The organism is Nocardia sp. NPDC005978 (assembly GCF_040614455.1).
GTDB lineage: Bacteria > Actinomycetota > Actinomycetes > Mycobacteriales > Mycobacteriaceae > Nocardia.
Map to the genome: position 1 here is coordinate 19,727 of NZ_JBEXUS010000007.1, position 26,924 is coordinate 46,650.

Sequence of the window (26,924 nt, forward strand, 5' to 3'; positions counted from 1 at the left end):
CCTCCTTCTGGTCGGTCGGTCTATTTCTCGGTGTTTCTCATTCGATCCACCACCCCGGCGATGAACGCGGTGATGGCTTCCAGCTCGGTTACGTATGCCCAGTAATCGGGATGCCGACCCACCAAACCGGAGGAAACTCGTTCCAACCGGTCGGACTGGGCATCCAGCACCGACCCCCACTCGGCGACCAGACCCTGGTTCACCGCCAGCATCTGCGCGTCGCGCAGCTTGAACCGTACGGCCTTGGCTTGGTCCTGCGGGTTCGCACGGACCTCTCGCAGCAGGGCGAGCCGGTCGGTGACGGCGTCGGCCTGTTCCTCTGCCGAGGCCAGATGTCCGCGGGCTGAAGTGGTCAGATCAAGTGTTTGCTCCGGGTCGTCCTGCTGCAGCGTGGCCCGTGCCCGGGTCAGTTCCGCGGCTGCGGCTTCGATCTCTCGGTGGGCTTCCCGTTCATTGTTGGCCAAATCCGCCGAACTCGCAGCGTTGAACTCCCGGAGCAGGGCGGACAGGGCCGGCGGCACCCGTTCGACCCGGTGCCGCGCGGCCGACAATCGGGTGCCCGCCGAGGCGAGCGCGGTGGTCGCCGAATGCTGTTTGCCCGGTGCGTCTTCCAGTGCCCTTGACAGCTCCCGGGTCCGCCCCTCGAGGTTGCTCGCGGCCTCGCGCACCACCCCCGCCCCGGCACCCGCCACCGCGGCCTCGAGTGTGACGAGACCCTCATCCACAGCCCGCGCGCACTGGCGCACGGAAGGGTATCCCGCGTACGCGGACGCGTCGGCCGCCTGCCGCGCGCTCACCGCCGCAGCACGCACCTGGGCAACCAATTGCGGAACCGTCCCGTACACCGCCACGGCGTGCTCGAGATGGGCCTGCTCACCGCGATAGAAATCGTCCACCCCGCGCGCGGCGTCGCCCAGCCGGCGGATGGACGCGTCGATCTCCTGCTGCGGCACCGTGCCGCCGGTGCGTTCGGCCTGGTCCAGCCGCTCGGTCAGGGCCAGATAGACCCCCGCGGCGTCATAGCAGCGCGCCCGGATCGGCTCCCAGCGCGCACTCATCCCGCGTTCGGGGAAGACCTGCGCCGACGCCGCCACGGCCGCCTCGGCGATGCTCTGCCTGCGGTCCATGTCCAGGAAGGCCGCCGTGAGCGTCTGCCTGGCCTGCTGCACCCATTCGTCGTTGCGGGCTGATCTCTGCCCGCCGAACCATCCCCGCCTACGGCCTGCCACGCCCCGATGGTAGGCAACTGTTCACATCGGCGGCGACTATGACGATCAACGCAGGTGACATGTCGCGAGACAGGGTTGTGCCGGGGGATGTCCTCGTCTTGTTCCTGCACAACACCACGGGAAACCACTAGGGTCTAGCTAGCGGACCCGGCAATTCGGACATGCCGCGATACGACAACGCTAAAACGCTTTCCAACGGAAGGGATTCCCCGCATGGGTGTCAGTTTGTCCAAGGGCGGAAATGTCTCGCTGACCAAGCAGGCGCCGAACCTGACCGCCGTGTCGGTCGGCCTGGGCTGGGATCTGCGGACCACCACCGGGACCGACTTCGACCTGGATGCGAGCGCCATCGCGACCGGCGCCGACAAGAAGGTCGTGTCCGACAAGCACTTCGTCTTCTTCAACAACCTCTCCTCGCCCGAGGGCGCCATCGTGCACGCCGGCGACAACCGCACCGGCGAGGGCGAAGGCGACGACGAGGTCATCAACATCGACCTCGCCGCCACGCCCCCGACCATCGAGTCGATCTTCTTCCCCGTCTCCATCTACGAGGCGGACCAGCGCAGCCAGAGCTTCGGCCAGGTGCGCAACGCGTACATCCGCGTCGTGGACCGCGCCAACGGCACCGAACTCGCCCGCTACGACCTGAGCGAGGACGCCTCCACCGAAACCGCCATGGTCTTCGGCGAGCTCTACCGCAACGGCGCCGAGTGGAAGTTCCGCGCCATCGGCCAGGGCTACGCCTCCGGCCTGGCCGGCATCGCCCGCGACTACGGCGTCACGGTCTGAGGCGAATAATCCGTCGCGCCAGGGGGGCTCGGGCGCATGAGCCTCCCGCGTGCGAGCATTCAGCGGTGTGCGGCCAAGCGCCCGCTCAGTAAAACAGCTCCACCCGAACGCATCCGGCTCACGAAAGGCCCACTCCAGTGTTGCGTATTTTCGGCCTCTCCCTCGTCATCACGGTGGTCTCCCTTGTGGTGGCATTCGTGTATGGCGGACCGACAGCACTGGCACTGTGCGCCATCCTGGGCATCCTCGAGGTGTCGCTGTCGTTCGATAACGCGGTCATCAATGCCACCGTCCTGCAACGGATGAGCGAGTTCTGGCAGAAGATCTTCCTTACCATCGGCGTCCTGATCGCCGTCTTCGGTATGCGCCTGGTCTTCCCGCTCGCCATCGTGTGGATCACCGCCGGCCTGAACCCCAAGGAAGCCCTCGACCTGGCACTCAACGTGCCCACCGACGGCAGCCCCACCTACGAATCCCTGCTCACCGCGGCGCATCCGCAGATCGCCTCCTTCGGCGGCGCGTTCCTGCTGATGCTGTTCCTGAACTTCATCCTCGAAGAGCGCGAGATCACCTGGCTCGGCTGGCTCGAGCGCCCGCTGGCCAAGCTCGGCAAGCTGGACATGCTCGCCGTCGTGCTGACCCTGGTCACGATCCTGCTCACCGCCGAATACATCGCCGACGACGACCACCGCTCCACCGTGCTGTTCGCCGGCGTGCTCGGCCTGGTCGTCTACGTCGTCGTCGACGGCCTCGGCTCGATGTTCCACACCGAGGAGCTGGCCGAGGAAGCCGAAGAAGCGGCCGCGAAGTCCGGCGGGCCTTCGGAATTGGCGAAGGCCACCGGCAAGGCGGGCTTCTTCCTGTTCCTCTACCTCGAGGTCCTGGACGCGTCCTTCTCCTTCGACGGTGTCATCGGCGCGTTCGCCATCACCTCGGACCCGATCATCATCGCCCTGGGCCTGGGCCTGATCGGCGCCATGTTCGTGCGTTCCATCACCGTGTACCTGGTCCGCAAGGGCACCCTCGCGGAGTACGTGTACCTCGAGCACGGCGCGCACTGGGCCATCGGCGCCCTGGCCGCCATCCTGTTCATCTCGATCGGCGTGCACGTCAACGAGCTGATCACCGGCCTGATCGGCATCGCCTTCATCGGCGCGGCCTTCATCACCAGCATCATGCGCAATCGCCGCGAGGACGGCGACGAGGTGGATGCGGTGAACGACAAGGAAGTCACCCCGGTCGGCTGATCCCCGAACGCTCTTCCCCGCGCCCGTCACGCGAATTCGCGTGGCGGGCGCGGTCGTTCAGCCACCGGCGCTCAGAGCATGCGCCGGTGCGGCAACCGCAGATGCCGGGCCCGCCGCACCGACACCCGCGACCACACCGCCTGCTGGAACGCCAGGGTGAGCCAGCCCGCCAACGCCATTCCCCCGATGTTCAACAGCAACTGCGCGACACTGCCCCAGATGGTGGAACCGTCGCCGAACGCCACGCCCAGGGCGATATTGCCCGCCGCCGGAACCGTGGTGACCGAGATGAACACACCCGCCAGACCGAGCGACTTCGCCGAGGTGATGGCCAGCACCCCCGCCGCGCCCGCGATCACCCCGATGATGAACGACCACTTGTCGGGGGTGTAGATGAACGCGGTACCCGGCCGCGGGCCGATCACATCCGCCAGCGTGATCCAGCCCAGCCCGCGCGCCACCAGCGCCAGCACGATGGTCAGGCCGATCGCCACCACGAAACCCAGCACCAGGGTGCGAATCGCCAGCTGCAACAACACGAATCGACGCCGCACCAGCGCCACCCCCAGCGCCGCGATCGGCCCGAACTCCGGGCCGAGCACCATCGCGCCGACCACCAGGATCTGGGAATCGACCACGATGGCGATACTCGCGATGACCGTCGCCAGGGTCAGAAAGCTCAGAAACGTCCAGTTCAGTTCGGTCTCGTCGTAGGCCCGCTGCGTCACCTCCGCCCACACCACCGCGTCCGCGCTGCTGCCCGGGGTGCGCACCTCGGCCTCGAAACCACTGCGCGACAACCAGGTTCCGACCGGATCCATCTCGATACTGCCGACCTGATGCACCCGCAGGTCCCGAAGCCGCTGGATCACGTCGTTCGCCGCTTCGCGGGCCACCTGCGCCATGATCAGATCCCCGGCCGGGCGGACGGCGGCGCCCCGGAACACCGCGAGCCCGGTCACCGCGTCGTCGCACTCCAGCGCCGCGAGAATATCGGCGGTCATGGTGGCCGGAGCCATGGTTCGCAAGTGCAGCATCGTCACAGTGTGCCGCGCGCGACCCGCCCCGCGGCGACTTCGGCACCCGCCGAGCGCATGTCGGGGCGTACCGGATCAGAAGCGCGCGGGCGCGGGCTCCCGCTCCGCGGCGAACACGACCCGGCCCCGAACACCCAGCGGCCCACGCTCTTTCGCCCACACGAACATGAAGAAGAACACCACCAGCAGCGCCGCCCGCCCCCAGACGCCGAACTGCACCACGTTCTCCATCACCTGGGCCGAACGCCCCGAGCCCAGCGCGTAGAAATACCGGAACACCCCGATGCCGATCGCCGCGTCCGCGAGCAGATACCCGGCGATCAGGCCCCACGGGACCTCCAGCAGCACCAGGAACGGAATCAGCCACAGCGTGTACTGCGGTGAATGGACCTTGTGCAGCAGCAGGAATCCGCACAGCATCGCGCCGCTGACCCCGATCCACGGATACCAGCCGTTGAGCAGATACCGCCGCCAGCCGAGCCACGCCGCCAGCGCGAACGCGGCCAGCACCAGCACCGGCGAGGCCACCGACACCACATCCTGGAACGTGGACTCGGAGTCGGCGGCGGTGCCGAACAACGGCCGCAGACCCCAGTACCAGATCGAATTGGTGGTGATATCGGCCTGGCGCAACTGCTGGAACGTGATCGAGGCCCGCCAGCCCTCGTACCCGGCCAGCGCGAACGGCAGATTGACCGCCACCACCGTGCCGATCGCCGCACCCGCCACCGCGAACGCCCCCCGCACATCGAAAGGCCGTGCGGCGCGTGGATTCTCCCCCGGCGCGGGCTCACCCACCAGCACGTACAGCAGCAGCGGCAGCACGAAGATGCCCGGATACAACTTCAGGCAGAAGCCGATCCCGAGCAGCACCGCGGCGATGACGCCGCGCGTGCGCAGCGAATACCGGGTCATGGTCGCGACCACGTACACCGCCGCGACCGCCGTGCACACCACCGGCAGCTCCCAGTTGTGGAAGGCGTACAGCACCAGCGGCGGGCCCGCCGCCCACAGCAGCGCCGCGCGCCCGGCCAGGCGCACCAGCAGATACGCCGTCAACAGCGCGAACGGCGCGAGCAACAGCGCCGAATTGCGCAGGAACACCGCGTCGTCGCCGGCGCCCAGCGCGCCCAGCCACATGAACACACCGCTCAGCACCGGGTACTCCACGGCGCCGCCGGTCAGGACGCCGTCCGGGGTGATGCCGCCGGACAGATACGGGAACACGTGCAGATCGATGTCGCGGCCCAGCCACAGGAACTGGATGTCGGAATAGCAGACGTCCGAATCCTTGACGCTGTCGAAAATGGTGCTGCGGCCCGCGCCGTCGAAAGGCGCGGCGGCACAACGTGCCTTGTTCAAATAGCCGAGCAACAGGGTGAACGCGCAGGCCAGCAGCGTCCACAGCATTAGCGGCGTGCCCGCCGCGCCGGGTCCGCCCGCACGGCGGCCGGCGACCGGCGCACCGGCGACGGGTCGGTTCGACATGGCCCCCACCCTAAGCCGCTTCGGCCGGTCACGACCGGGTCAGCTCGAGCCGGAGCCCGATTTCGCAGCTCAGATCGGGTTCATGTAGCCTTGCCGGGTTGCTGACGCAACGAACCCTCCTGCCATGGATCGTCCATGGCCGTCTTACAGTCCACAGGAGGTGATGAGGTCCGTGCGTCATTATGAAGTGATGGTTATTCTCGATCCGAGTCAGGACGAGCGCACCGTTGGCCCGAATCTGAACACCATGCTCGGCGTGGTCGGCACAGAGGGCGGCAAGGTCGACAACGTCGACATCTGGGGAAAGCGCCGTCTCGCCTACGAGATCAACAAGCAGGCCGAAGGCATTTACGCCATCGTCAAGCTGACCGCCGAACCGGCCACCGTCAGCGAGCTGGATCGCCAGCTGGGCCTGAACGAGTCGGTGCTGCGCACCAAGGTGCTGCGGCTCGGCAAGAAGTAGGTCCTGTCCTCCCGCATGTGCGCTCGTAAACGGTCGGTGCCTATCTCTAGGCTGACCGCAACAGGCGAGTGCACTGCGGACTGCACCGGATAGCAGGAGGAACCATGGCAGCAGGCGACACGGTCATCACCGTCATCGGAAACTTGACGGCTGACCCCGAGCTTCGATTCACGCCCGCGGGTGCGGCAGTCGCGAACTTCACGGTCGCGTCGACTCCCCGTGTGTTCGACCGTAATACCAATGAATGGAAAGACGGCGAAGCGCTTTTCATGCGCTGCAACATCTGGCGCGAAGCTGCGGAGAATGTCGCCGAGAGCCTGACCCGTGGCTCTCGAGTGATCGTGAGCGGACGACTCAAGCAGCGCTCCTACGAAACCCGCGAGGGTGAGAAGCGCACGGTCGTCGAGCTCGAGGTCGAAGAGGTCGGCCCGTCCCTGAAGTACGCGACCGCGAAGATCGCCAAGACCACCCGTGGCGGTGGCGGAGGCGGCGGAGGTTTCTCCGGCGGTGGCAATCAGGGTGGCGGTGGCGGCCAGGGCCAGGGTGGTTACTCCGGCGGTGGCAGTGGCAGTGGCGGAGGTCGTGGCGCCCAGAGTGGCGGCGACGACCCGTGGGGCAGTGCGCCCGCGGCCGGCTCCTTCGGGGGCGGGCAGCAGATGGACGATGAACCGCCGTTCTAGAACGGCCCGCGTAGGGAGTTGAGCTCGACCGAGCCCTCCCCAAAAGTACGGAGAAAGACAAATGGGCAAAGCACCGGCACGCGAGAAGGTGCTGAAGAAGAAGGCTTGCGCATTCTGCAAGGAAGCTAAGTCCGGCACCGTCAACATCGACTACAAGGACACCGCGCTGCTGCGCAAGTACGTGTCCGATCGCGGCAAGATCCGCGCTCGTCGTGTGACCGGCAACTGCGTGCAGCACCAGCGCGACGTTGCCGTGGCCGTCAAGAACTCCCGTGAGGTCGCACTGCTGCCTTACGTGTCCACCGCTCGCTGAGAAGGGAAACCACAGCAATGAAGTTGATTCTGACTGCTGATGTGGATCACCTCGGTGCGCCTGGCGACACCGTGGAGGTCAAGGACGGTTACGGCCGTAACTTCCTGCTGCCCCGTGGCCTGGCGATCGTCGCCACCCGCGGCGCCGAGAAGCAGGTTGCCGGCATCCGTCGTGCCCAGGACGCGCGCAAGGTGCGCGACCTGGATCACGCCAACGAGCTGAAGCAGGCCATCGAGGGCCTGACCGGTGTGGCGCTGTCGGTCAAGACCGCCGGCACCGGCAAGCTGTTCGGTTCGGTTACCGCCGCCGACGTCGCCGCCGCCATCAAGGTCGCGGGCGGCCCGGTCGTCGACAAGCGCAGCATCGAGCTGCCGAAGGCTCACATCAAGAGCACCGGCAAGCACGGCGTCAAGGTGCACCTGCACCCGGACGTGGCTGCCAAGTTCGACCTGCAGGTCAACGCCGCCGAATAAGTTCGGCGCTGTCGGAGGCCATCCCTGCGGGATGGCCTCCGATTCTGTTTGTCCCGGACCCGGTCCGGTGTGCGCGCGATGTTCGGCGCGGGCTGTGGAGTAATCGGGATACCGACCGGCCTTGTTGTGCGTCAGGTCACCCCCCGGGGAAACGCTGTTCACCCAACACGCCCGAAGGTTGCCGTCCAGCGACACGCCGCACCGGTTTGATCCACAGTTGCGAACATCGAGAAATCGGACGCTACCTGGGGATTCACCCACTTCACCGATTGTTGTCCCCAGTTCATCCACAGGGGGTGCACAACGGTTGGTGAACAACACCCACTTTATCCACAGCTGTATGCACAGTTCCGTTTGGTGGAGCCGGTAGCTTCGCTTAGGTTCGCATCATTGTCGTGGATCACGAGTTCGGAACCTGTCGGTGCGCAGGCGTAGAACAGGGATGTCCGATCCGTGCCGCAGGAGAGAGGACGGTCGAGCCGGATGGCAGTCATCGATGATCGCGGCCACGACGATCAGGGACCGTCGGAGTATCGCGAGGCACCCGGCGAGGACTTCGGCCGCCAGCCGCCGCACGACATGGCCGCCGAGCAATCGGTACTGGGCGGCATGCTGCTGTCCAAGGACGCCATCGCCGACGTCATCGAGGTCATTCGCCCCGGCGACTTCTACCGCCCCGCGCACCAGGCCGTCTACGACGCGATCCTGGACCTCTACGGCCGCGGCGAACCCGCCGACCCCGTCACCGTCTCCGCGACCCTGGACCGCCGCGGCGAGCTCAAGCGCATCGGTGGCCCCCCGTACCTGGTCACCCTGACCCAAACGGTCCCCACCGCCGCCAACGCCGGCTACTACGCCGAGATCGTCGCCGAGAAGGCGATCCTGCGCCGCCTGGTCGAGGCCGGCACCCGGATCGTCCAGTACGGCTACGCCGGCGCCGACGGCCAGGACGTGGCCGAGGTGGTCGACCGCGCCCAGGCCGAGCTCTACGAGGTGACCGAACGCCGCTCGAGCGAGGACTTCCTCCCCCTGGAGGAGCTCCTGCAGCCCACGATGGACGAGATCGACTCGATCGCGAGCCGCGGCGGCATCTCCCTCGGCGTCCCAACGGGTTTCACCGAGCTCGACGAACTGACCAACGGCCTCCACGCGGGCCAGATGATCATCGTCGCGGCGCGGCCCGGTGTCGGTAAATCGACTTTGGGCATGGATTTCATGCGCAGCTGCTCCATCAAGCATGGAATGGCGAGCGTTATCTTCTCCCTGGAAATGAGCCGTACGGAAATCGTCATGCGTTTGCTGTCGGCCGAGGCGAAGATCAAGCTCGGGGACATGCGGTCGGGGCGGATGAGCGACGACGACTGGACTCGGCTGGCTCGGCGGATGAGTGAGATCAGTGAAGCGCCGTTGTTCGTGGATGATTCGCCCAACTTGACCATGATGGAAATTCGGGCGAAGGCCCGGCGGCTCAAGCAGCGGCATGATTTGCGGCTTATTGTCGTGGACTACCTGCAGCTGATGAGTTCGGGAAAGAAAGTCGAATCTCGCCAGCAAGAGGTCTCGGACTTTTCACGAAGCCTGAAGCTGATGGCCAAGGAATTGGAAGTTCCCGTTATTGCTATTAGTCAGCTGAATCGCGGGCCGGAGCAACGGACAGATAAGCGACCAATGGTTTCTGATCTTCGCGAGAGTGGATCCCTTGAACAGGATGCTGACATGGTGATCTTGCTTCATCGGCCAGATGCATTCGAGAGGGATGACCCACGGGGCGGAGAGGCAGACTTGATTGTGGGTAAGCACCGAAATGGCCCGACCGCTACTATCACCGTGGCCCATCAATTGCATCTGAGCAGGTTCGTGGATATGGCTCGCGGCTAGTCCTTTCCGGATACCATTGTTTCATGAATTCACCTCTTACAGAGAACCGAATTTATGCGCAATACGGGAAATTCCGACCTTCCGGTCCCGGTTGTTTTCCAGCTTCCACCCGGATCCTGCGCGCGGACAACGGGAGCGAGATCTCGATCGGCGAGCTGCTCGGGAGTGGGGAACTGCCGCTCGTTTGGTCCGTCGACGAGGAAATGCGGATGGTTGCCCGTCCGATGATGCATGTCTTCCACAGCGGTCGTTCCGAAGTGTCCCGGCTACGACTGGCGTCCGGCCGCCTGATCGATGCGACGGTCAACCATCCGTTTCTGACCGTGGATGGTTGGACTCCGCTGCGGTCCCTAGCGGTCGATTCCCGGCTGGCGATCCCCCGCAGAATCCCGGCACCCGAACACACAGGGACGATGCCCGACCCCGAAGTGATCCTGTTGGCCCATATGATCGGTGATGGTTCATGTGTGAAGAAGCAGCCGATACGGTATGCGAGCGTTGACGAAGCGAACCTCAACGTGGTGACCAACGCCGCGAAACATTTCGGCATCACCGCTATACGCGACGAATACGCGGCGGCCCGGGTAACCACTCTTCGTTTGCCGGCGCCCTACCGACTTACCCATGGGAAGCGTAACCCCATCGCCGCGTGGCTCGATGAACTCGGATTATTCGGACTGCGCAGTTACGAGAAGTTCGTTCCGGAACGTATTTTCGGACTCACGAACCGAAAGATCACCCTGTTCTTACGACACCTGTGGGCTACAGACGGCTCTGTTCGCTGGGATCCAAAGGGCAGACAGGCTCAGGTCTACTACGCGTCCACGAGCCGCCGGCTCATCGACGACGTCGCCCACTTGCTGACCCGGCTCGGTATTCACGGCCGCATCTACTGTGCCCGAAAAACCGGTTACCGGGACTGCTGGCATCTCCGTATCGGCGGAGCGGACCACCAGACTCGCTTCCTCGAAGGGGTTGGTGTCCACGGAGCCCGAGGGCTGGCGGCAGAGGCCGTGCTCGTCGAGCTCGGTTCGCTCGTGCACAACACGAACGTGGACACCGTCCCGAAGGAGGTTTGGAACCGCGTCCGGCAGCTCTTGACCGACAAGGGAATCACATCACGCAACTTCCAATCTTCGATAGATTCTCAATTCTGCGGCTCTGCGATGTGGAAGGCCTCTCCTAGCCGTGCGCGCCTTGCTCGAATAGCCGCGGTTCTGGATGATCCGGAGCTCGCGATGCTGGCAAACAGCGACATCTTCTGGGATCGCGTAGTCGATATCTCGAGTCTGGGCGAACAGGAAGTCTATGGAGGACTGGTCCTGGGCACATACAACTATGTGGCGCAAGGGATCTCGGTCCATAACCCGTTCCGCTGGCCCGCGTCGAACGGCTGCGCGGCCTGACGGATCCCGCAAAGACCTCGGATCCGGAGCGCTGCGGGCGGCGTGATCGCAGCCCCTGCTGTGGATCGGAACCGACGATAGGGGGCGAGTTCGGCGGGCGTCTCGGCGTGGGGCCAGGGCAACCTGCGCGGGCGTTGCGAGAATCGGGCGGTGGGCACCTCTGATGAGCCTGGTTCGGGGTCCGTGTCGGCGGGGCGGGGGGCGCTGGCTCGAGGGGAGCTGGCTGCGCGGCGCGGGGTCGAGATGGTGCAGCGGGCCGCGCGGGCGGACGGGGCGTACGAGTCCGGGTTGACGGCGTTGATGCGGGCGACCGTCGCGAACTTCGCGACCGACGCGGCTATCGCGGTGGCGCTGGCCAATACGTTGTTCTTCGCGAGTCCGGCCACGCAGTCGCGGGTGAACGTCGCGTTGTATCTGTTGATGACGGTCGCGCCGTTCGCGGTGATCGCGCCGGTGATCGGGCCGCTGCTGGATCGGTTGCAGCACGGGCGGCGGATCGCGCTGGCGGCGACGTTCGGGTTGCGGGTGCTGGTCGCGGTCGGGTTGATCTTCAGTCTGAACAGTTGGGCGCTGTATCCGCTGGCGCTGGGGTCGATGGTGTTGAGCAAGTCGTTCTCGGTGCTGAAAAGCGCTGTGACGCCGCGGGTGCTGCCGCCGGGGATAGATCTGGTGCGCACGAACTCGCGGTTGACTGTGTTCGGCCTGGTGGGCGGTTCGATCGTGGCGGGCGGTGTCGCGGCGGCGGCCGCGTTCGTGTTCCATTCCACGGGTGCGCTGGTGGTGGCGGCGCTGCTCGCGGCGGCAGGCGCGTATCTGAGTTTGCGTATCCCGCCGTGGGTGGAGGTCACCGAGGGTGAGGTTCCGGCGACGCTCGGGTATCGGGATTCCGGCGGGGGCACACCGGGTCGGCCGGATCCCGCGGCAGTCGCCACCGCGCCGGGCTCCGCCGGCCCCGTTGCATCCGGCGCGGCCGATCCCGCGGCGCAAGCCCGGCAGCACCCCGCCCGCCCGCGCCTGCGCGCCCGGCAACCGTTGGGCCGCACGGTGATCGCGGGGTTGTGGGCGAACTGCGCGATCCGTGTCCTGACCGGTTTTCTGACGTTCTATATCGCCTTCGTGGCCAAGTCGAGTGACGAGTCCGCGCTGCGCCAGGCCCTCATGCTGGCGGCGGCCGGTGCGGCGGCGGGCGTCGGCAATTTCGGCGGCAACTTCACCGGCGCCCGGTTACGCCTGGGCCGCCCGGCCGCGATCATCCTGTCGTGCACGGGCGCCTGCCTGGCGATCACCATCGTCGCGGCGCTTCAGAACGGTCTGGTGGGCGCGGTGCTGGCGACACTGGTCGCGTCGGCGTCCACCGCGCTGGCGAAGGTGTCGCTGGATGCCTCGATCCAGGACGATCTGCCGCCGGAATCCATCGCGTCGGGTTTCGGCCGCACCGAGACGGTCCTGCAGTTGGCGTGGGTGCTCGGTGGCGCGCTGGGTGTGCTGCTGCCCACGGTCTACCGCACCGGGTTCACCGTCGTGGCGGTGATCATCGGCGTCGCGCTGCTGCAGTCGGCGCTGAGTTACCGTGGTCTTTCCCTGCTCCCCCGCTTCGGCGGTTCCCGCCCGCAGCGGCCGAGGGCGCGGGTGCGCTAGCGACCGGCGGACCGGTACCACGGGGTGAGGCGGGGTGGTACCGCGGTCCGATGTGTGTGCGCGGGAACGATTTCTAGTGTCGGGCCATGCGATGGCGGGCTGTTGGTATGTCGATCTGTGTGACTTCGATGCTGCTGGTGGGGTGTGCGGCCGGGGACGGCGGGGCGCCGGCCGGTGCCGAGGCGGTGCGGGGCGATCTGGCGGAGCTGGTGCGGGACGGGGCGGTGGGGGCGATCGCCACGGTGACCGTGGACGACGTGACCACCGTGCTGACCGCGGGTGTGGCGGATCTGGCTGTGGGAGAGGCGATTCCGGTCGATCCGGCGCAGCATGTGCGCATCGGGAGTATCACCAAGACGTTCACGGCCGCGCTGGTCGTGGGGTTGGCGGCGGAAGGGCGGATCGATCTCGATCGGCCGGTCGAGGCGTACCTGCCGGGGTTGCTGGCCGGTGCGGGACCCGCGGGGGGCGAGATCACGGTGCGCCAATTGCTCGGGCATCGCAGCGGTTTGCTGGATCCGCCGCTGTCGCCGGAGGTGGACGAGTACGAGGCGGCGCGGACGGGGCGGACGTACACGCCCGCGGAGGAGGTCGCGATGGTCGTGCGGGAGCCCACGGGGCTCGCGCCGGGTGCTCGGTTCGAGTACGCGAATATCAACTACCTCGTGGCCGGGATGCTGGTCGAGGCGGTGACGGGTCGTCGCTTCGCCGATGAGTTGCGTGCCCGGATTCTGGTTCCGCTCGGGTTGTCGGATACGTATCTGCCGGAGACGGGCGAGACCGGTCTGCGGGCGCCGCATCCGACGGGTTACGCGAATATCGGTGGCGTGGTGACCGATACGACTCGGATCGAGCCGTCGCTGCCGTGGGCGTCGGGGGCGATGGTCAGCACCGGGGCGGATCTGAATCGGTTCTTCGCCGCGCTGCGGGCGGGCCGGGTGGTGCCGGAGTCGCGGGTGCCCGAGATGCTGGACGGGGTCGACATGGGTTCCGGGAGCGGGTTCTTCTACGGTCTGGGCGTGTCGACCCTGCGACTGCCCTGCGGTACGGATTTCGTGGGCAATGTCGGTGGTGTCCGGGGGTTCACCGCGATGTCGGGCACGACGGCGGCCGGGCGGTCGGTCACCGTCTCGTTCACCGGCACGACGTCGTCGACCGATATTCCGGGGTTGCTGGCACGCGCGCTGTGCGGCTGAGACCCGTGCCGCGGGGTCACCGGCCGCGGAGCATGCGGCCCGCCGCGTCGACGGCGGGCGCCGAGCTGCCCGCGTCGTTGATGAAGACGGCGAAGGCGAGGTCGCCGGTGATGCCGACGAACCAGCCGTGGGCGTGGGTGTCGTCGATGAACTCGGCGGTGCCGGTTTTGCCGAGGAGCCCGGGGATGTCGGCGAGTTGGGTGGCGGTGCCCGCGGTGACGGTTTCGCGCATCATGGTGCGGATCTGGTCGGCGACGCCGGCGGGCAGGGGTTCGGCGGGGCGGTCGGGGGTGCCGGGCTTGCCTTGCAGCAGTGCGGGATCGGGCGGGGTGCCGTGTGCGAGGGCGGCGGCGATCAGGGCCATGCCGAAGGGGGTGGCGGTGACCTTGCCCTGGCCGATGCCTTCTTCGACGCGCAGGGCGGGGGTGTCGGCGACGGGGACCTTGCCGGTGACGGTGGTGAGGGCGGGGGTGATGTAGTCGGTGCCGAGGCCGAGTTGGGCGGCGGCGTGGGTCAGTGCGTCGGGTGGGAGGTTGACGGCGAGGCGGCCCATGGTGGTGTTGCAGGAGCGGGCGAAGGCGGTGTGCAGGGGGACGCTGCCGAGGTCGAAGTTGTTGTCGTTGGGGATCTGTCGTCCTTCGATGTTCTCGGTGCCGGGGCAGGGCAGGACGGTGTCGGGGGTGACGGCTCCGGCTTGCAGGGCGGCGGAGACGGTGACGGTCTTGAAGGTGGAGCCGGGCGGGTAGAGGCCGGTGAGTGCGATGGGGCCCTGGGCGTCGGCGGCGGCGTTCTGCGCGATGGCCAGCAGGTTCCCGGTGGAGGGTTGCAGGGCGACGATGACCGCGGGCTGTTCGATCGGGGTGAGGGCGGTTTCGGCGGCGCGTTGCAGGGCCGGATCGAGGGTGGTGCGAATATCGCCGGCGGGCTTGGCATCCGGGCCGCCCACGCGCTGGGTGCCGTCGGTGCCGCGGGCGCGCACGGCCCATCCGGCCGCCGCGTCGACGTCGTTCTGCCACTGTTCGCTCAGGCCGGACCACACGGGTGAGGACAGCGCCTTGTCGGTGGTGAGCAGCCGGTTCTGCGGTGCGAGGGTGACGTTCGGCAGCGCGGTGAGGGCGTCGCGTACGGGTGCGATGTCGGATTCGCGCAGCAGTACCGCCGTGATCGGTTTGCCCTGTGCCCCGGCGAGTTCGGTGTCCAGGGAGGCCGCGGTGACCCCGGGTGCGGCGGCGCGCAGCAGGGCGGCCACGGCGGCGGTGTCGGCGCCGGGTGCGAGGTTCACCAGGGTGACGGTCTGCTGTGTCATGAATTCGCCGCCGGCGGCGTCGAGCACGCGCGGCGCGGGGCTGGGGTCGACGCGGCTGTAGGAGAGCGGCCCGATGTCGAGTCCCGGCGCGAGGGTGGCGGGGTTCCAGTGCACGCGCCAGCCGTCGTCGGTGTCCTCGAGGTCGCCGGTGGTGCGGTAGGTCCACTGGTTCTTGCCGTCGGGGCCGAGTTTCCAGGTGGCGTCGAGGGTGAAGTCGCCGTTGTCGCCGATGTCGCCGACGCGGAATTCGACGTCTTTGCCGAGGGCGTCGTAGAGGCCGTCGAGGGTGGTTGTCGCCTGTTTTTCGTCGGTGGTGGCGCGGGCGGCCGCCGCGATGTCGTCGGCGTTGAGTGCGTCGGCGAACTCCGCGGCGGTGTCGCGCATGCGGTCGGCGGTGGAGTCGCCGCAGGAGCACACCGTGAGGGCGAGGCCCGATGCGACAAACATTCCGAACAGTCTCGTACCTGTGCGCATCGTCCCGACGCTACCCGCGTTCGGTCCGTACCGGCCGTAGCCGCCCGCGGCGTGGGCGGGCGGCGGCCGGCGGCCGGACCGCGAAACACGCGGGTGGACCCGGCGGGGATATTAGGGTCGCGGGGGTGAGATTCGAGGTGCGGGTCGATGTGCCGGGCGCGGTGGAGATTGTCAGGGCGGCAGTCGGATTCGGCTGGCGCTGGGGCGCACCGGATATTCGGCGTTTCGCCCGGGTGGCGGGCTGGAGCGGTCCCGAGACGGTGGGCACGATGCGCCAGGGCGCGCTGTTCGCGCGCACGGGACTCGACGTGTGGGCGGATTCGGCCATGTTCTGGGGCAGCGTGCGCGGTCTTGCGTACGTGCGGGTGACGGTGTCCGATTGCCCGGGTCCCGGCGGGGACGGTCCGGCGGCGGCGCTGGCGCGGTTGCGTACCCGGTTCGTGGAGCTGTGGGGCGAGCCCGCCGAGCAGGGCGCGGGCGCGGAGGAGGGGGTGGCCTGGGTCTTCCCGAATGTGGTTGTCGGGCTGACCACTTCGGCGGACTGCGTGGATCTGCTGCTGGTCAATCCGGTGGAGCAGCGGTACTGGATGGATCGGCGGCACGAGGGGGCGCGCCGCCGCGCGGCACTGGGCGGCTGGGGTCGGCTGACCGCCGATCTGGCGGTGCTGGTAGATACGCTCCCGGCGGACGCGCACGTGGTGCTGAGCGCGGCGGGCGGGCGGTACGTGCAGCTCACCACCGGGGACGGGGAGCTGTGCGCGGAGTTGAGCCGCAGCGAGTTCATCGATCCGACCTGGCGGTACGGCGCGGATGTGGAACAGGTCCTGCGGTCGCGGGGCTGGTCGGCCGGGCCGGAATCGAACTGGTCCTGCTGCATTTCGCGGGTGGCGGGCCGAACCGCGGTGAGCGGATTCGTGATTCGCGCGGTGGAGGCGCTGCGCACGCTCGGGGTCGCGGCCACCACCGATCTGGTCGCGGACGGCTGGATCGACGGCGAGGCGGACCTGGACATCGCGGTGCTGGGCATCGCCCCGCATCCCACCGCACGCACCCAGCGCGCGGAGTTCCTGCGCGAGCACGCGGTGTCGAGTTTCGACGCGGGCCCGTTGCGGGTGGATGTGCCGGGCGGACTCGAAATCGCCAAGGCCGCACGGGAGTTCGACTGGACCTGGACCCGCGCGGACGTCTCCGCGTTCGCCGAGCGGGCGGGCTGGTCGCTGCGCTCGGACGAGGCGCGGCCCCGGCTGGTGCCCGCGCACACCACGCTGCGGGTGGAGCAGGAGCGCGCGCTGTTCAGCTTCGACGGTGATCGCCTGGAGTCGGTGTGCGTAACCCTCAGCGACAGCATCGAATCCGGGCTGTACGACGAGGGCCTGCCGGTCGAGGTGCGTGAGCAGTTGACGGCGGCCTTCACCCGCGCCGCCGACGGTTTCCGCGGTGATCTCGGCACGCCGGTGCACGGCACGCTGTGGCGGACGCCGGGTCCGGTGTGGATGTCCGAGCGCCTGTCGGTGGGCGTGGTGGCCGGAACCGATACCGTCGACCTGTATCTGGTCAATCCGGCCGAGCGCGACCGCCGGCTGGTGCTCGAGCAGCAGCAGACCGCGCGGCGCGCCACCGACCGCGAATGGCGGCAGTTCTTCGACGATCTGACCGCGATCGTGGCCGAATTGCCTTCCGGCGGTGCGGCCGTGGTCGACGCCGGTGATCGCGGTTCGGTGCATTTCAGTCGCGGCCCGGAGTCGTTGCGGGTGTATCTGGACGCCGAGGCGGGCGCGGGCCTGAATCCGCGGGTGACCGAGCTCATGCGCGCGAACGGCTGGCAGCGGCCGGAAGTGGCGACGGCGGTGTGGCGGCACAGCCTGCCCGATCCGGTGTTGTTCCGCGATTTCCGGCACTTCGTGGAGTTCGCGCTGTGGCCCCTGCGCACGCGCCTGGCCCCGCACACGCTGCTGCTGGTCAGCGCGGACGGCGCGGATCGGCCGGTGCGCACCCCCTCGATCGGCGCGACCGAGCGCTGACGCGCCGCGTTAGAGTCGAGTGATGATCGAGGCCGAGGATGTCAGCGTCACCCGAACGGCCTACGACGGGGTGGCCGAGTTGTACACCGGCCTGGTCCGCGAGCAGTTGCTCGCCAATCCGTACGACCGTGCGGTGCTGGGGGTTTTCGCCGAATCGGTGCTCGAGAGCGAGCACGCGGACGCGCCCGCGGCGGAGGTGGGCTGCGGTCCGGGCCGCATCACCGATCACCTGCGCCGGGCGGGCCTGGACATCTTCGGACTCGACCTGTCGCCGGAGATGATTCGCCTGGCGCGGCTCGAGTATCCGGGGCTGCGTTTCGAGGTCGGTTCGATGGAGCGGCTGGAGCTGGCGGACGCGGCGCTGGGCTCGATCGTGGCCTGGTACTCCATCATTCATCTGCCGCCCGCGCGGGTACCGGCGGTGCTGGCGGAGTTCGCGCGGGTGCTGCGCCCGGGCGGGCACGCGCTGTTCGCGTTCCAGGCCGCGGACGGGGTGACGGGCGTGCAGCCGTACGACCACAAGGTGACCACGTCCTACCGCTGGGCCCCGGACACGCTGGCGGAGGCGCTGGCGGCCTGCGGTTTCCGGGTGACGGCCCGGATGCAGCGCCTGGCGCGCCCGGACGAGCGCACACCGCAGGGTTATGTGCTCGCGGTGAAGGACGACGCGGCCAACCCCGCGCACTGATTCCGTAGCACCGGCATTCCTGCCTATCGGGACAGATCCCCCGCATTTCCCCCCGCCCGCGCTTACCGTCGGGCAGGAGCGAGAGCTAGGGAGTTGTGGTGACGGACTGGGACGAAGAGGTCGATGTACTGGTCGCCGGGTCGGGCGGTGGCCTGGCCGGGGCCTATACCGCCGCGCGCGAGGGCCTGTCGGTGCTGCTGGTGGAGGCCACGGAGAAGTTCGGCGGCACCACCTCCTATTCCAACGGCGGCGGCATGTGGTTCCCGGGTAATCCGGTGCTGCGCCGGGCCGGGGTGGACGAGCCCGTCGAGGACGCGCTCGAGTACTTCCGCGCGGTGGTGGGCGATCGCACGCCGGCCGCGCTGCAGGAGGCGTTCGTGCGCGGCGGCGCGCGCGTCATCGAGTATCTGGAGCAGGACGCCGCCCTGTCGTTCCAGTCCTTCCCGTGGCCGGACTACTACGGCAAAGCGCCCAAGGCCCGCCTCGACGGCAAGCGCCACATCGTGCCGACCCCGCTTCCGGCGGCCGAGCTGGGTGAGCTGAGCGCGTCCGTGCGCGGCCCGCTGGGCACCGACCGGCACGGCGAACCGCCGCCGGACCTGCTCATCGGCGGCCGCGCGCTGGTCGGCCGGTTCCTGCTGGCGCTGTCGGCGTATCCGGCCGCGAGCGTGCGCCTGAACACCGCGCTGGTGGAGCTGGTGCTCGAGGACGGCGCGGTCACCGGTGCGATCGTCGAACGCGACGGGGTGCGCGGCGCCGTGCGCGCCCGCCGGGGCGTGCTGCTGGCGGCGGGCGGTTTCGAGGGCAACGACGCGCTGCGCGCACGCTACGGCGTACCCGGGCAGGCGCGGGACACCATGGGGCCCTGGGGAAATCAGGGCCGCGCGCACGAGGCGGGCATCGCCGCGGGCGCGGACGTGGATCTCATGGATCAGGCGTGGTGGTCCCCCGGGCTGATCCATCCGGACGGCCGGGCCGCGTTCGCGCTGTGGTTCACCGGCGGCATCTTCGTCAATCGGCACGGTGAGCGGTTCGTCAACGAGTCCGCGCCCTACGACCGGCTGGGCCGCGAGATCATCGAGCATCTGGACGGCGGCGACGTGCGCCTGCCCTTCTGGATGATCTACGACGACGCCCACGGCCCGGTGCCCCCGGTCAAGGCGAGCAACGTGCCGATGGTGGCGACCGCGGAGTACGAGGCCGCCGGGCTCTGGCACACCGCGGACACCCTGGCGGAGCTGGCGGACAAGATCGGCGTACCGGGCGCGGCGCTCGCGGCGACGGTCGAGCGGTTCAACGCCATCGCGGACAAGGGCGTGGACCCGGACTTCGGGCGCGGGGACGAGGCCTACGATCGCGCGTTCTCCAAGGGCGCGCCGCCGCTCACCCCGATCGTGCGCGGGCCCTTCCACGCGGCCGCCTTCGGCATCTCCGATCTGGGCACCAAGGGCGGCCTGCGCACCGACACCGCCGCGCGGGTGCTGACCCCCGCGGGCGCGCCGATTCCCGGGCTGTACGCGGCGGGCAACACCATGGCCGCGGTGAGCGGCACCACCTATCCCGGCGGCGGCAATCCGATCGGGGCGTCGGTGCTGTTCAGTCATCTCGCGGCGCTGGACATGGCCGCGCGCTAGCGGGCTCACCGGCGCGCGCGGCCCGGCGTTCTACAGTCGAGCCATGAGTACCGGCGACCCGAGCCCCCCGTCCGCGCCGCGCCGGGCGCGCTATGACGTCGTGGTGGTGGGCGGCGGCCACAACGGCCTGGTCGCCGCCGCGTACCTGGCCCGGGCCGGGCGGTCGGTGGCGGTGCTCGAGCGCCGGGACCACACCGGCGGCGCGGCGGTGTCGTCCCGGGTCTTCCCGGGCGTGGACGCGCGCCTGTCCCGCTATTCGTATCTGGTGAGCCTGCTGCCCGATGCCATCGTGCGGGATCTGGGGCTGCGGTTCCGGACGCGGCGGCGGCGGATCTCGTCCTACACCCCGGTCGGCGCGGGCGGGCTGCTGGTGGACGGCGGCTCCGAGTCCGGCACCCGCGAGAGCTTCCGCCGGGTCACCGGTTCGGACCGGGATTTCCGGGCGTGGCAGGAGTTCTACGGCCGCACCGGGGAATTGGCGCGCCGGGTGTTCCCGACACTCACCGAACCGCTGCCGACCCGTGCCGAAATGCGGGACGTGGTCGATGATCCCGCGCTGTGGGAGTCGATATTCGAACGGCCGCTGGGTGATTGGGTGGAACGGGAGTTCACCGACGACACCGTGCGCGGTGTGGTGCTCACCGACGCCCTGATCGGCACCTTCACCCACGCGCACGATCCGTCCCTGCTGCAGAACCGCTGCTTCCTCTATCACGTGATCGGCGGCGGCACCGGCGACTGGGACGTGCCGATCGGCGGCATGGGCGCCCTGACCGACGCGCTCGCGGCGGCCGCGCGCGCCGCCGGGGCCGAACTGATCACCGGCTGCACGGTGACCGCCCTCGGCACCGGTTCCGGCACCACCGATGTGGCGTTCGCCCGCGCCGACGGGCGCGAGGGAACGGTGACGGCCGGGCACGTGCTGGTGAACGCCGCGCCCTTCGAGCTGGCCCGGCTGCTGGGCGAGCCCGCCGAACGTCCCGAAGGCTGCCAGCTCAAGGTCAATATGCTGCTGCGCCGCCTGCCCCGCCTGCGCGACGCCGCCGTCGACCCGGCCGCGGCGTTCGCCGGCACGTTCCACATCGCCGAATCGGGCTCGCAGCTCGAACGCGCCTACCGCGAGGCCGCGGCGGGCCGGTTGCCCACCGCCCCGCCCTCGGAGATCTACTGCCACACCCTGACCGACCCGAGCATCCTGTCCCCCGAACTCGCCGCCGCGGGCGCGCACACCCTCACGCTCTTCGGATTGCACGTCCCCGCAGGCCTTTTCGCCGCCGATCCCGACGGTGTGAAGGCCGCGCTGCTGGATTCCACCCTGGCTCAGCTGGACGCGGTTCTGGCCGAGCCCATTCGCGATTGCCTGGCCACCGACGCGAACGGCGATCCCTGCCTGGAAGCCAGGTCGCCCCTGGACCTCGAGCAAGACATCTCCCTGCCCGGCGGTCACATCTTCCACGGCGATCTCCAATTCCCCTACCGCACGGGCGATTCCGATACCTCGGCCGCGCGCTGGGGCGTGGCCACCGCGCATCCGGGCATCCTGCTGTGCGGGGCGGGCGCGGTCCGCGGCGGCGGGGTGAGCGGTATCGGCGGCCACAATGCCGCGATGGCGGTCCTGGCCGGCTAGCGGCTGATTCGGCCGCACGCGTAACTGATTCGGCCGTGCGCGGGGCGGACTCGCGGCGGCCCGGTGCACGGCCGTGAATGGGCGCGGAGCGCCGCGGCTCAGGAGGTGCCGCGGCTCAGGAGGTGCGGCGGCCGTCGCCGGCCTGGTGACCCATGATGTCGGTGCAGCAGCGGATGAAGTAGCGCACGATCGGGTCGGCTTCGGAGGCGTCGGGCCACACCAGGGCGACGCGGGTCTGGGCGATGCCGTGCACGGGGCGAAAGACCACGCCGGGAAAGGGATTGGCGCGCGCGGTGGAGGCGGGGGTGAAGCTCACGCCGTAGTCGTCGGCGATCGCGCGCAGCCACTCCTCGGTGTTGCGGGCGATGGCGCCGATGATCGCGGTGTCGGCGGGCCGGGCGTCCAGGCCCATCCAGTAGTCGCGCCACCAGCCGGTTTCGGCGGGCGAGGCCACGTACGGCTCGTCCCAGAGTTCGCGGAAGGCGATGTCCTCGCGTTCGGCCAGCGGGTGGGCGGTCGGCAGGGCGATCCAGCGCGGCTCGGTGAACAGCTCGCGCACGTGGTACCCGTCCTGGCCGGGGAACGGCAGGCGCAGCAGCGCCACGTCCACGTCGCCCTCGTCCAGTCCCGCGGTGGGGTCGGTCCACCCGCCCTGGTGGATGTCGATCTGCCAGTCCGGGTGCAGGCGGTGGAAGACCTGGATGATCTCGGGGATGTGGGCGTCGGCGGCGCTGTTCACGCAGCCCAGACGCAGCACGCGGGCCGCGCGGCTGGCATCGCTCTTGGTGTCGCGCAGGATCCGGTCCCACACCGCGAGCAGGCCGGGAACCTGTGCCGCCAGCACTTTTCCGGCGGCGGTCAGGGTCCATCCGGCGCGCGAGCGGATGAAGAGTTCGACGCCCAGCTGCTGTTCGAGCTGTTTGATCTGGGTGGCCAGGGCCGGTTGGGCGACATGCAGACGCTGCGCGGCGCGCGGCAGGCTCTCGGTCTCCGCGACCGCCAGGAAGTAACGCAGCAGTCGCGTGTCGATATCCATGCCACTCAGGTTATGGAGATGGCAACCGTTAGGCATACCCCGGCCGCGACCGCCGGGGCAACGCCGGATGCTATTGGCGGTTCTGACACACCGGACGGTACTGGCACATCGCTCATTAGAGACGACCCGAGCGCCGGTGCACGGCGGAATGGCGACAGTGGGATACGCGCCACGATGGATCCGCGCGCGGTGCGCGCTAGGGTGAAATTTGCCAAGAGTTTGCCAACCCGTCCGATTCCGGAAGGAGGCGCGCGTGCACCCCCGTGACCCCGATAACCAACCCCCTCGGACGCCGCGCCCCGGCGGCCGACGGTTGTACGGCATCACGCGGCGCGCGACCGATTCCATGGATCGCTGGCTCGGGCGGGTCAGCGTCGGCCCCGCGGACGTGCCCGCGGACGCCCCGCCGCCGGAGGAACCGCCGGTCTCGGCCGATCTACTGGACCTGTTGCGCCACATCGGGGTCGCGCTGATCGCCTCGGGCGAGACCACCAATCAGGTACAGGTCATCCTCGACGACCTCGCGCGCCGCTACGACGCCGAGGAGGTCCACTTCTTCGTGCTGCCCACCGGAATCTTCGTGCGCGTGCACGATTCGCGCGGCACCGCGGTGGATCTGCTCGAGGCCAGCGTGGACACCCTGCGCCTGGACCAGATCGGCAAGCTCTACCGGCTCATCGACAAGATCAAGCGAACGGTCCCGCCGCCGGTGCAGGCCACCGCCGACCTGGAGGAGATTCTCCGGTTGCCGCCGCCGACCGCGGTCTGGCTCCAGCTCCTGGGCAACGTGGTGTTGACCGTCGGCCTGGGACTCATGCTCAATCCGACCGCCAACGCCCTGCTCGGCTACATCGTGATCGGCCTGGTCGTGCAGTTGCTGATCATGCTCGCCGAGCGCATGCCGCTGCTGTCCACCGGACTGCCGGTGGTCGCGGGCGCGGTGGTCACCCTGCTGTCCTTCGGTTTTCCGCACGCGCTGGGCGGGGGCAACCCGCAGCAGTTGCTGGTGCCCGGGGTCGCCTCGCTGCTGCCGGGTTCGACCCTGACCAACGGCTCGATCGAATTGGCGTCGGGGTCGATGGTGGCCGGGGCCAGTCGCACCATCTACGGCCTGAACAAACTGGTGCTGCTGGCCTTCGGGGTGTTCATCGGTTTGCAGCTGCTGGGCCCGCAGGGCCCGGCCGGACCCGAGCAGCTGCGGCAATTGGGCTGGTGGGCGCCGATTCTCGGGGTGCTGCTGATCGGATTCGGGCATTCGTGGCGGGCCAGCGCCCCGCCGAAGTCGCTGCCCTGGCTGCTGATGGTGCTGTACGCGGCGTTCGCGGCGCAGAAGCTCGGCGTGCTGATCGGCGGCGGACTGCTGGGCTCGTTCCTGGGCGGGCTGATCGCGGTGCCCGCGGCATACCTGGTGCAGCGCAATCGCAACGCCCCGCCCACCCAGGTGGCGTTCCTGCCCGCCTTCTGGATGCTGGTGCCCGGCGGCATCGGGCTCACCGGGGTCTCGCAGCTGGTCGCCGAGTCCAATGCCGACGGGCTGCACGTCCTGGTCACCACCACGCTGACGGTGCTGGCGATCGCGCTGGGCGTCATCGTCGGTTCCGGGGTGGCGAACAAGAGGCCGCCGCGCATCACGCCCATGGTCGATCAGCTGCTCGGGCCGGACACCGGCAAGCACGTGGCGCACGGGCGGCCCACGCCGACGAAAGATAAATCACAGAGCGGACGAAACAGACACGCCGGACGGTCGCCGGGAGCCGGGGACGTCCCGGGAAGCGACCGCGACGGGTTACGGTAACCAGCGTGCCGGTAGCCGGTGAGCCCCCCTGCCACACGAGAAGACGAACCGACCATGGGACCGCAGTCGTTCCCACGATCCGAAAGCGCCCATAGGACATGCGAGTCGACGGACGGGAAATTCCTGTCTCCGGCAGTCTGCTGCAGCCGCGGATCCGGCGGACGAGCGACATCCTGCGCGTCGTGCTGTCCGCGCTGCTGGTCGCGGTCATCATCACCGGCTCGCTCATCACGCGCCCGCAGTGGGAGGACCTCGAGAGTTCGGTCTCGAACATCGTCGGGTTCCTGACGCCCGAGCAGTCCAACCTGGTCTACATCCTCTACGGCATCGCCATTCTGGCGCTGCCGTTCGCGATCCTGGTGCGCCTGGTCTGGGGCAGACAGTGGAAGCTGCTGGGTGGCTTCCTGTCCGCGGGCCTGATCGCGGTGCTGCTGTTCTCGATCACCGGGGCCGGATTCAAGGCTCCGCGTTGGCATCTGGCCGAACCCGAACAGGTCAACACCTTCCTGTCGCAGTTCCTGGACGATCCGCGCTGGATCGCCATGCTCGCGGCCACGCTCACCGTGGCCAGCCCGTGGCTGCCGACCAGATGGCGGCGCTGGTGGTGGACGCTGCTGCTGGCCTTCGTGCCCATCCACCTGGTGGTCAGCCTCGTGGTCCCGGCCCGCGCCCTGCTCGGGCTGTCCGTCGGCTGGTTCGTGGGCGCGGTCATCGTGCTGGTGGTGGGCACCCCCGCACTCGAGGTTCCGCTCGACGCGGCCGCCAGACTGCTGGACCAGCGCGGGTTCCGGGTGACCGCCTTCCAGGTGGTGCGACCGGCCGGGCGCGGGCCGCTGGTGCTGGCCGCGAAGACCGAGGCCGATCCGCTGATCATCGAGATGTACGGGCAGAACCAGCGCAGCCGCAGCGCGCTGCGGCAGTTGCGCTGGTGGCTCACCATTCGCAGCAGCGAATATCCCTCGCTCTTCGCCTCGATGCGCAGAGCCGTGGAACATCGCGCGCTCATGGGCATCGCGCTCGGCGATCTGGGACTGGGCAGCAACAAGCCGCTCACGGTGGCGGCGGTGGACCGCGGCTGGATGCTGTACGCGCACACCGAACCCCAGGGCCACCGGCTCACCGCCGACGACGGGGAACAGACCCTGGCCGCGGTCTGGCAGGCGCTGGACACCATGCACAAGGCGCAGATCTCGCACGGTGATCTCAGAGCCGAGGACATTCGCGTCCTCGACGACGGACAGGTGCGGTTCGGCGGTTTCATGCAGTCCGAGTTCGGCGCGTACGAGGTCAGATTCCAGTCCGACGTCGCGCAGCTGCTGCTCACCGGCTCCGGACTCTTCGGCACCGAGACCTCGGTGCGGACCGCGATCGAGGCCCTGGGTACCCAGCGGGTGCTGAGCGCCTCGCGCAGACTCACCAGAACCGCCATCCCCGAGCTGGTCCGCAAATCGGTCCCCGAACCGGGCGCGCTCATGAAGGGCACCCGCGACGAAGTCGCGAAACAGACCGGCCAGGACAAGATTCAGGCCGCACAGATCACGCGGTTCTCCCGCAATCAGTTCATTCAGCTCGTGTTGCTCATCGGCCTGGTCTACGTGGCGTATCCGTACATCAGCGCGGTGCCGGGCTTCTTCTCCGAATTGCGTTCGGCCAACTGGTGGTTCGCGCTGCTGGGCCTGACGGTCTCGGCGCTGACCTACGTGGGCGCGGCCATGGCCCTGTGGGCGTGCGCCTCCGAGGCGGTGAAGTTCCGCAATCTGCTGCTCATGCAGATCGCCAACACCTTCGCGGCCACCACCACCCCGGCGGGTGTGGGCGGGCTCGCGCTCAGCGTGCGATTCCTGCAGAAGGGCGGGCTCGGGGCGGTGCGGGCCACCGCCGCGGTGGCCCTGCAGCAGACCGTTCAGGTCATCACGCACGTGGCGCTGCTGCTGTTCTTCTCCGTCGCGGCGGGCGTATCGACCGACCTGTCGCACTTCGTCCCCAACGCGACCGTGCTGTACCTGGTCGCGGGCGCGGTGCTGGGCCTGGTCGGGGCGACCATGCTGATCCCCAAGATGCGGCGCTGGCTGCTCAACGAGGTGCGCCCGCAGGTCGCCGACGTGGTGGTCCAGCTCAAGGATCTGGGCCGGCGCCCGGGCCGGCTGGCCATGATCGTGGGCGGCTGCGCCACCACCACCCTGGGCATGGCGCTGGCGCTGTGGGCCAGCATCGAAGCCTTCGGCGGCAGTACGACTTTCGTGACCGTCACCATCGTCACCATGATCGGCGGCACGCTCGCCTCGGCCGCGCCGACCCCCGGCGGCGTCGGCGCGGTGGAGGCCGCCCTGATCGGCGGTCTGGCCGCCTTCGGCGTGCCCGCCACCATCGCCGTGCCGTCGGTGCTGCTCTACCGGGTGCTCACCTGCTGGCTGCCGGTGTTCTGCGGCTGGCCGATCATGCGCTGGCTCACCGCCAAGGACATGATCTAGCCCGAATCGCGGCCCGATCCGAGCTGCCGCGCATT

Annotated in this window: 21 protein-coding genes; 16 read left to right on the forward strand and 5 right to left on the reverse strand. The window is 68.8% G+C overall.

Features of this window, described 5'->3' with window-relative positions; all coding sequences use genetic code 11:
* Positions 1 to 20: 20 nt before the first annotated feature.
* A complete protein-coding gene (locus ABZ319_RS04680; protein WP_354984942.1) occupies positions 21 to 1,229 on the reverse strand; it encodes a hypothetical protein in 1,209 nt (402 codons plus the stop codon).
* A gap of 213 nt (positions 1,230 to 1,442) precedes the next feature.
* Between ABZ319_RS04680 and ABZ319_RS04685 the strand changes: the two genes are divergently transcribed.
* Complete coding sequence (locus tag ABZ319_RS04685; RefSeq protein WP_354984943.1) at positions 1,443 to 2,018, forward strand: TerD family protein; 576 nt, start codon at positions 1,443 to 1,445, stop codon at positions 2,016 to 2,018.
* Between the two features lie 137 nt (positions 2,019 to 2,155).
* Complete coding sequence (locus ABZ319_RS04690) at positions 2,156 to 3,265, forward strand: DUF475 domain-containing protein (protein WP_354984944.1); 1,110 nt, start codon at positions 2,156 to 2,158, stop codon at positions 3,263 to 3,265.
* 71 nt (positions 3,266 to 3,336) lie between these two features.
* On the opposite strand, the gene ABZ319_RS04695 is transcribed toward ABZ319_RS04690, so the two are convergent.
* Together ABZ319_RS04695 and ABZ319_RS04700 are read right to left on the reverse strand one after the other, a co-directional pair.
* On the reverse strand, positions 3,337 to 4,302 hold the full coding sequence (locus tag ABZ319_RS04695; RefSeq protein ID WP_354984945.1) for a DUF389 domain-containing protein: 966 nt from the start codon (positions 4,300 to 4,302) through the stop codon (positions 3,337 to 3,339).
* 75 nt (positions 4,303 to 4,377) lie between these two features.
* Positions 4,378 to 5,712 (reverse strand): hypothetical protein, encoded by a 1,335-nt coding sequence (locus tag ABZ319_RS04700; RefSeq protein ID WP_354985037.1) that lies wholly within the window; start codon positions 5,710 to 5,712, stop codon positions 4,378 to 4,380.
* Positions 5,713 to 5,962: 250 nt separating this feature from the next.
* Between ABZ319_RS04700 and rpsF the strand changes: the two genes are divergently transcribed.
* The 8 genes from rpsF (at position 5,963) to ABZ319_RS04740 (ending at position 13,837) form a co-directional block, all read left to right on the forward strand.
* Complete coding sequence (gene rpsF / locus ABZ319_RS04705; protein ID WP_354984946.1) at positions 5,963 to 6,253, forward strand: 30S ribosomal protein S6; 291 nt, start codon at positions 5,963 to 5,965, stop codon at positions 6,251 to 6,253.
* 104 nt (positions 6,254 to 6,357) lie between these two features.
* Positions 6,358 to 6,933, forward strand: coding sequence for a single-stranded DNA-binding protein (locus ABZ319_RS04710; RefSeq protein ID WP_354984947.1), 576 nt, complete (start codon positions 6,358 to 6,360; stop codon positions 6,931 to 6,933).
* 61 nt (positions 6,934 to 6,994) lie between these two features.
* Positions 6,995 to 7,246 (forward strand): 30S ribosomal protein S18, encoded by a 252-nt coding sequence (gene rpsR, locus ABZ319_RS04715; protein ID WP_354984948.1) that lies wholly within the window; start codon positions 6,995 to 6,997, stop codon positions 7,244 to 7,246.
* A 17-nt stretch (positions 7,247 to 7,263) separates the two neighbouring features.
* On the forward strand, positions 7,264 to 7,719 hold the full coding sequence (gene rplI / locus ABZ319_RS04720) for a 50S ribosomal protein L9 (RefSeq protein ID WP_354984949.1): 456 nt from the start codon (positions 7,264 to 7,266) through the stop codon (positions 7,717 to 7,719).
* Between the two features lie 483 nt (positions 7,720 to 8,202).
* Positions 8,203 to 9,597, forward strand: coding sequence for a replicative DNA helicase (gene dnaB / locus ABZ319_RS04725; RefSeq protein WP_354984950.1), 1,395 nt, complete (start codon positions 8,203 to 8,205; stop codon positions 9,595 to 9,597).
* Between the two features lie 23 nt (positions 9,598 to 9,620).
* Entirely contained in the window at positions 9,621 to 11,003 is a 1,383-nt protein-coding gene (locus ABZ319_RS04730) for an LAGLIDADG family homing endonuclease (RefSeq protein ID WP_354984951.1), read from the forward strand.
* Between the two features lie 204 nt (positions 11,004 to 11,207).
* Positions 11,208 to 12,641 carry an MFS transporter gene (locus ABZ319_RS04735; RefSeq protein WP_354985038.1) on the forward strand — a complete coding sequence of 478 codons (1,434 nt, stop codon included), beginning with the start codon at positions 11,208 to 11,210 and terminating at the stop codon, positions 12,639 to 12,641.
* Between the two features lie 128 nt (positions 12,642 to 12,769).
* Complete coding sequence (locus tag ABZ319_RS04740) at positions 12,770 to 13,837, forward strand: serine hydrolase domain-containing protein (protein ID WP_354985039.1); 1,068 nt, start codon at positions 12,770 to 12,772, stop codon at positions 13,835 to 13,837.
* A 16-nt stretch (positions 13,838 to 13,853) separates the two neighbouring features.
* Here the strand turns inward: ABZ319_RS04740 and ABZ319_RS04745 are convergent, their stop codons facing one another.
* Positions 13,854 to 15,590: a penicillin-binding transpeptidase domain-containing protein gene (locus ABZ319_RS04745; protein ID WP_354984952.1), complete on the reverse strand. Its 1,737-nt coding sequence runs from the start codon at positions 15,588 to 15,590 to the stop codon at positions 13,854 to 13,856.
* A gap of 152 nt (positions 15,591 to 15,742) precedes the next feature.
* On the opposite strand from ABZ319_RS04745, the gene ABZ319_RS04750 reads away from it, so the two are divergent.
* From ABZ319_RS04750 to ABZ319_RS04765, 4 genes are all read left to right on the forward strand, one after another.
* Positions 15,743 to 17,638: a DUF6301 family protein gene (locus ABZ319_RS04750; RefSeq protein WP_354984953.1), complete on the forward strand. Its 1,896-nt coding sequence runs from the start codon at positions 15,743 to 15,745 to the stop codon at positions 17,636 to 17,638.
* A gap of 22 nt (positions 17,639 to 17,660) precedes the next feature.
* Positions 17,661 to 18,326, forward strand: coding sequence for a class I SAM-dependent methyltransferase (locus ABZ319_RS04755; RefSeq protein WP_354984954.1), 666 nt, complete (start codon positions 17,661 to 17,663; stop codon positions 18,324 to 18,326).
* 98 nt (positions 18,327 to 18,424) lie between these two features.
* Positions 18,425 to 19,960, forward strand: a complete 1,536-nt coding sequence (locus ABZ319_RS04760; RefSeq protein WP_354984955.1) for an FAD-binding protein — start codon at positions 18,425 to 18,427, stop codon at positions 19,958 to 19,960.
* A gap of 43 nt (positions 19,961 to 20,003) precedes the next feature.
* Positions 20,004 to 21,587, forward strand: a complete 1,584-nt coding sequence (locus ABZ319_RS04765; RefSeq protein WP_354984956.1) for an FAD-dependent oxidoreductase — start codon at positions 20,004 to 20,006, stop codon at positions 21,585 to 21,587.
* 115 nt (positions 21,588 to 21,702) lie between these two features.
* Here ABZ319_RS04765 and ABZ319_RS04770 read toward each other — a convergent pair whose 3' ends face one another.
* Positions 21,703 to 22,623 (reverse strand): LysR family transcriptional regulator, encoded by a 921-nt coding sequence (locus ABZ319_RS04770; protein ID WP_354984957.1) that lies wholly within the window; start codon positions 22,621 to 22,623, stop codon positions 21,703 to 21,705.
* A gap of 253 nt (positions 22,624 to 22,876) precedes the next feature.
* Here ABZ319_RS04770 and ABZ319_RS04775 point away from each other — a divergent pair, with 253 nt between their 5' ends.
* Positions 22,877 to 24,418 (forward strand): threonine/serine exporter family protein, encoded by a 1,542-nt coding sequence (locus tag ABZ319_RS04775; RefSeq protein WP_354984958.1) that lies wholly within the window; start codon positions 22,877 to 22,879, stop codon positions 24,416 to 24,418.
* 98 nt (positions 24,419 to 24,516) lie between these two features.
* Positions 24,517 to 26,889 carry a lysylphosphatidylglycerol synthase transmembrane domain-containing protein gene (locus tag ABZ319_RS04780; RefSeq protein ID WP_354984959.1) on the forward strand — a complete coding sequence of 791 codons (2,373 nt, stop codon included), beginning with the start codon at positions 24,517 to 24,519 and terminating at the stop codon, positions 26,887 to 26,889.
* Positions 26,890 to 26,924: the final 35 nt, after the last annotated feature.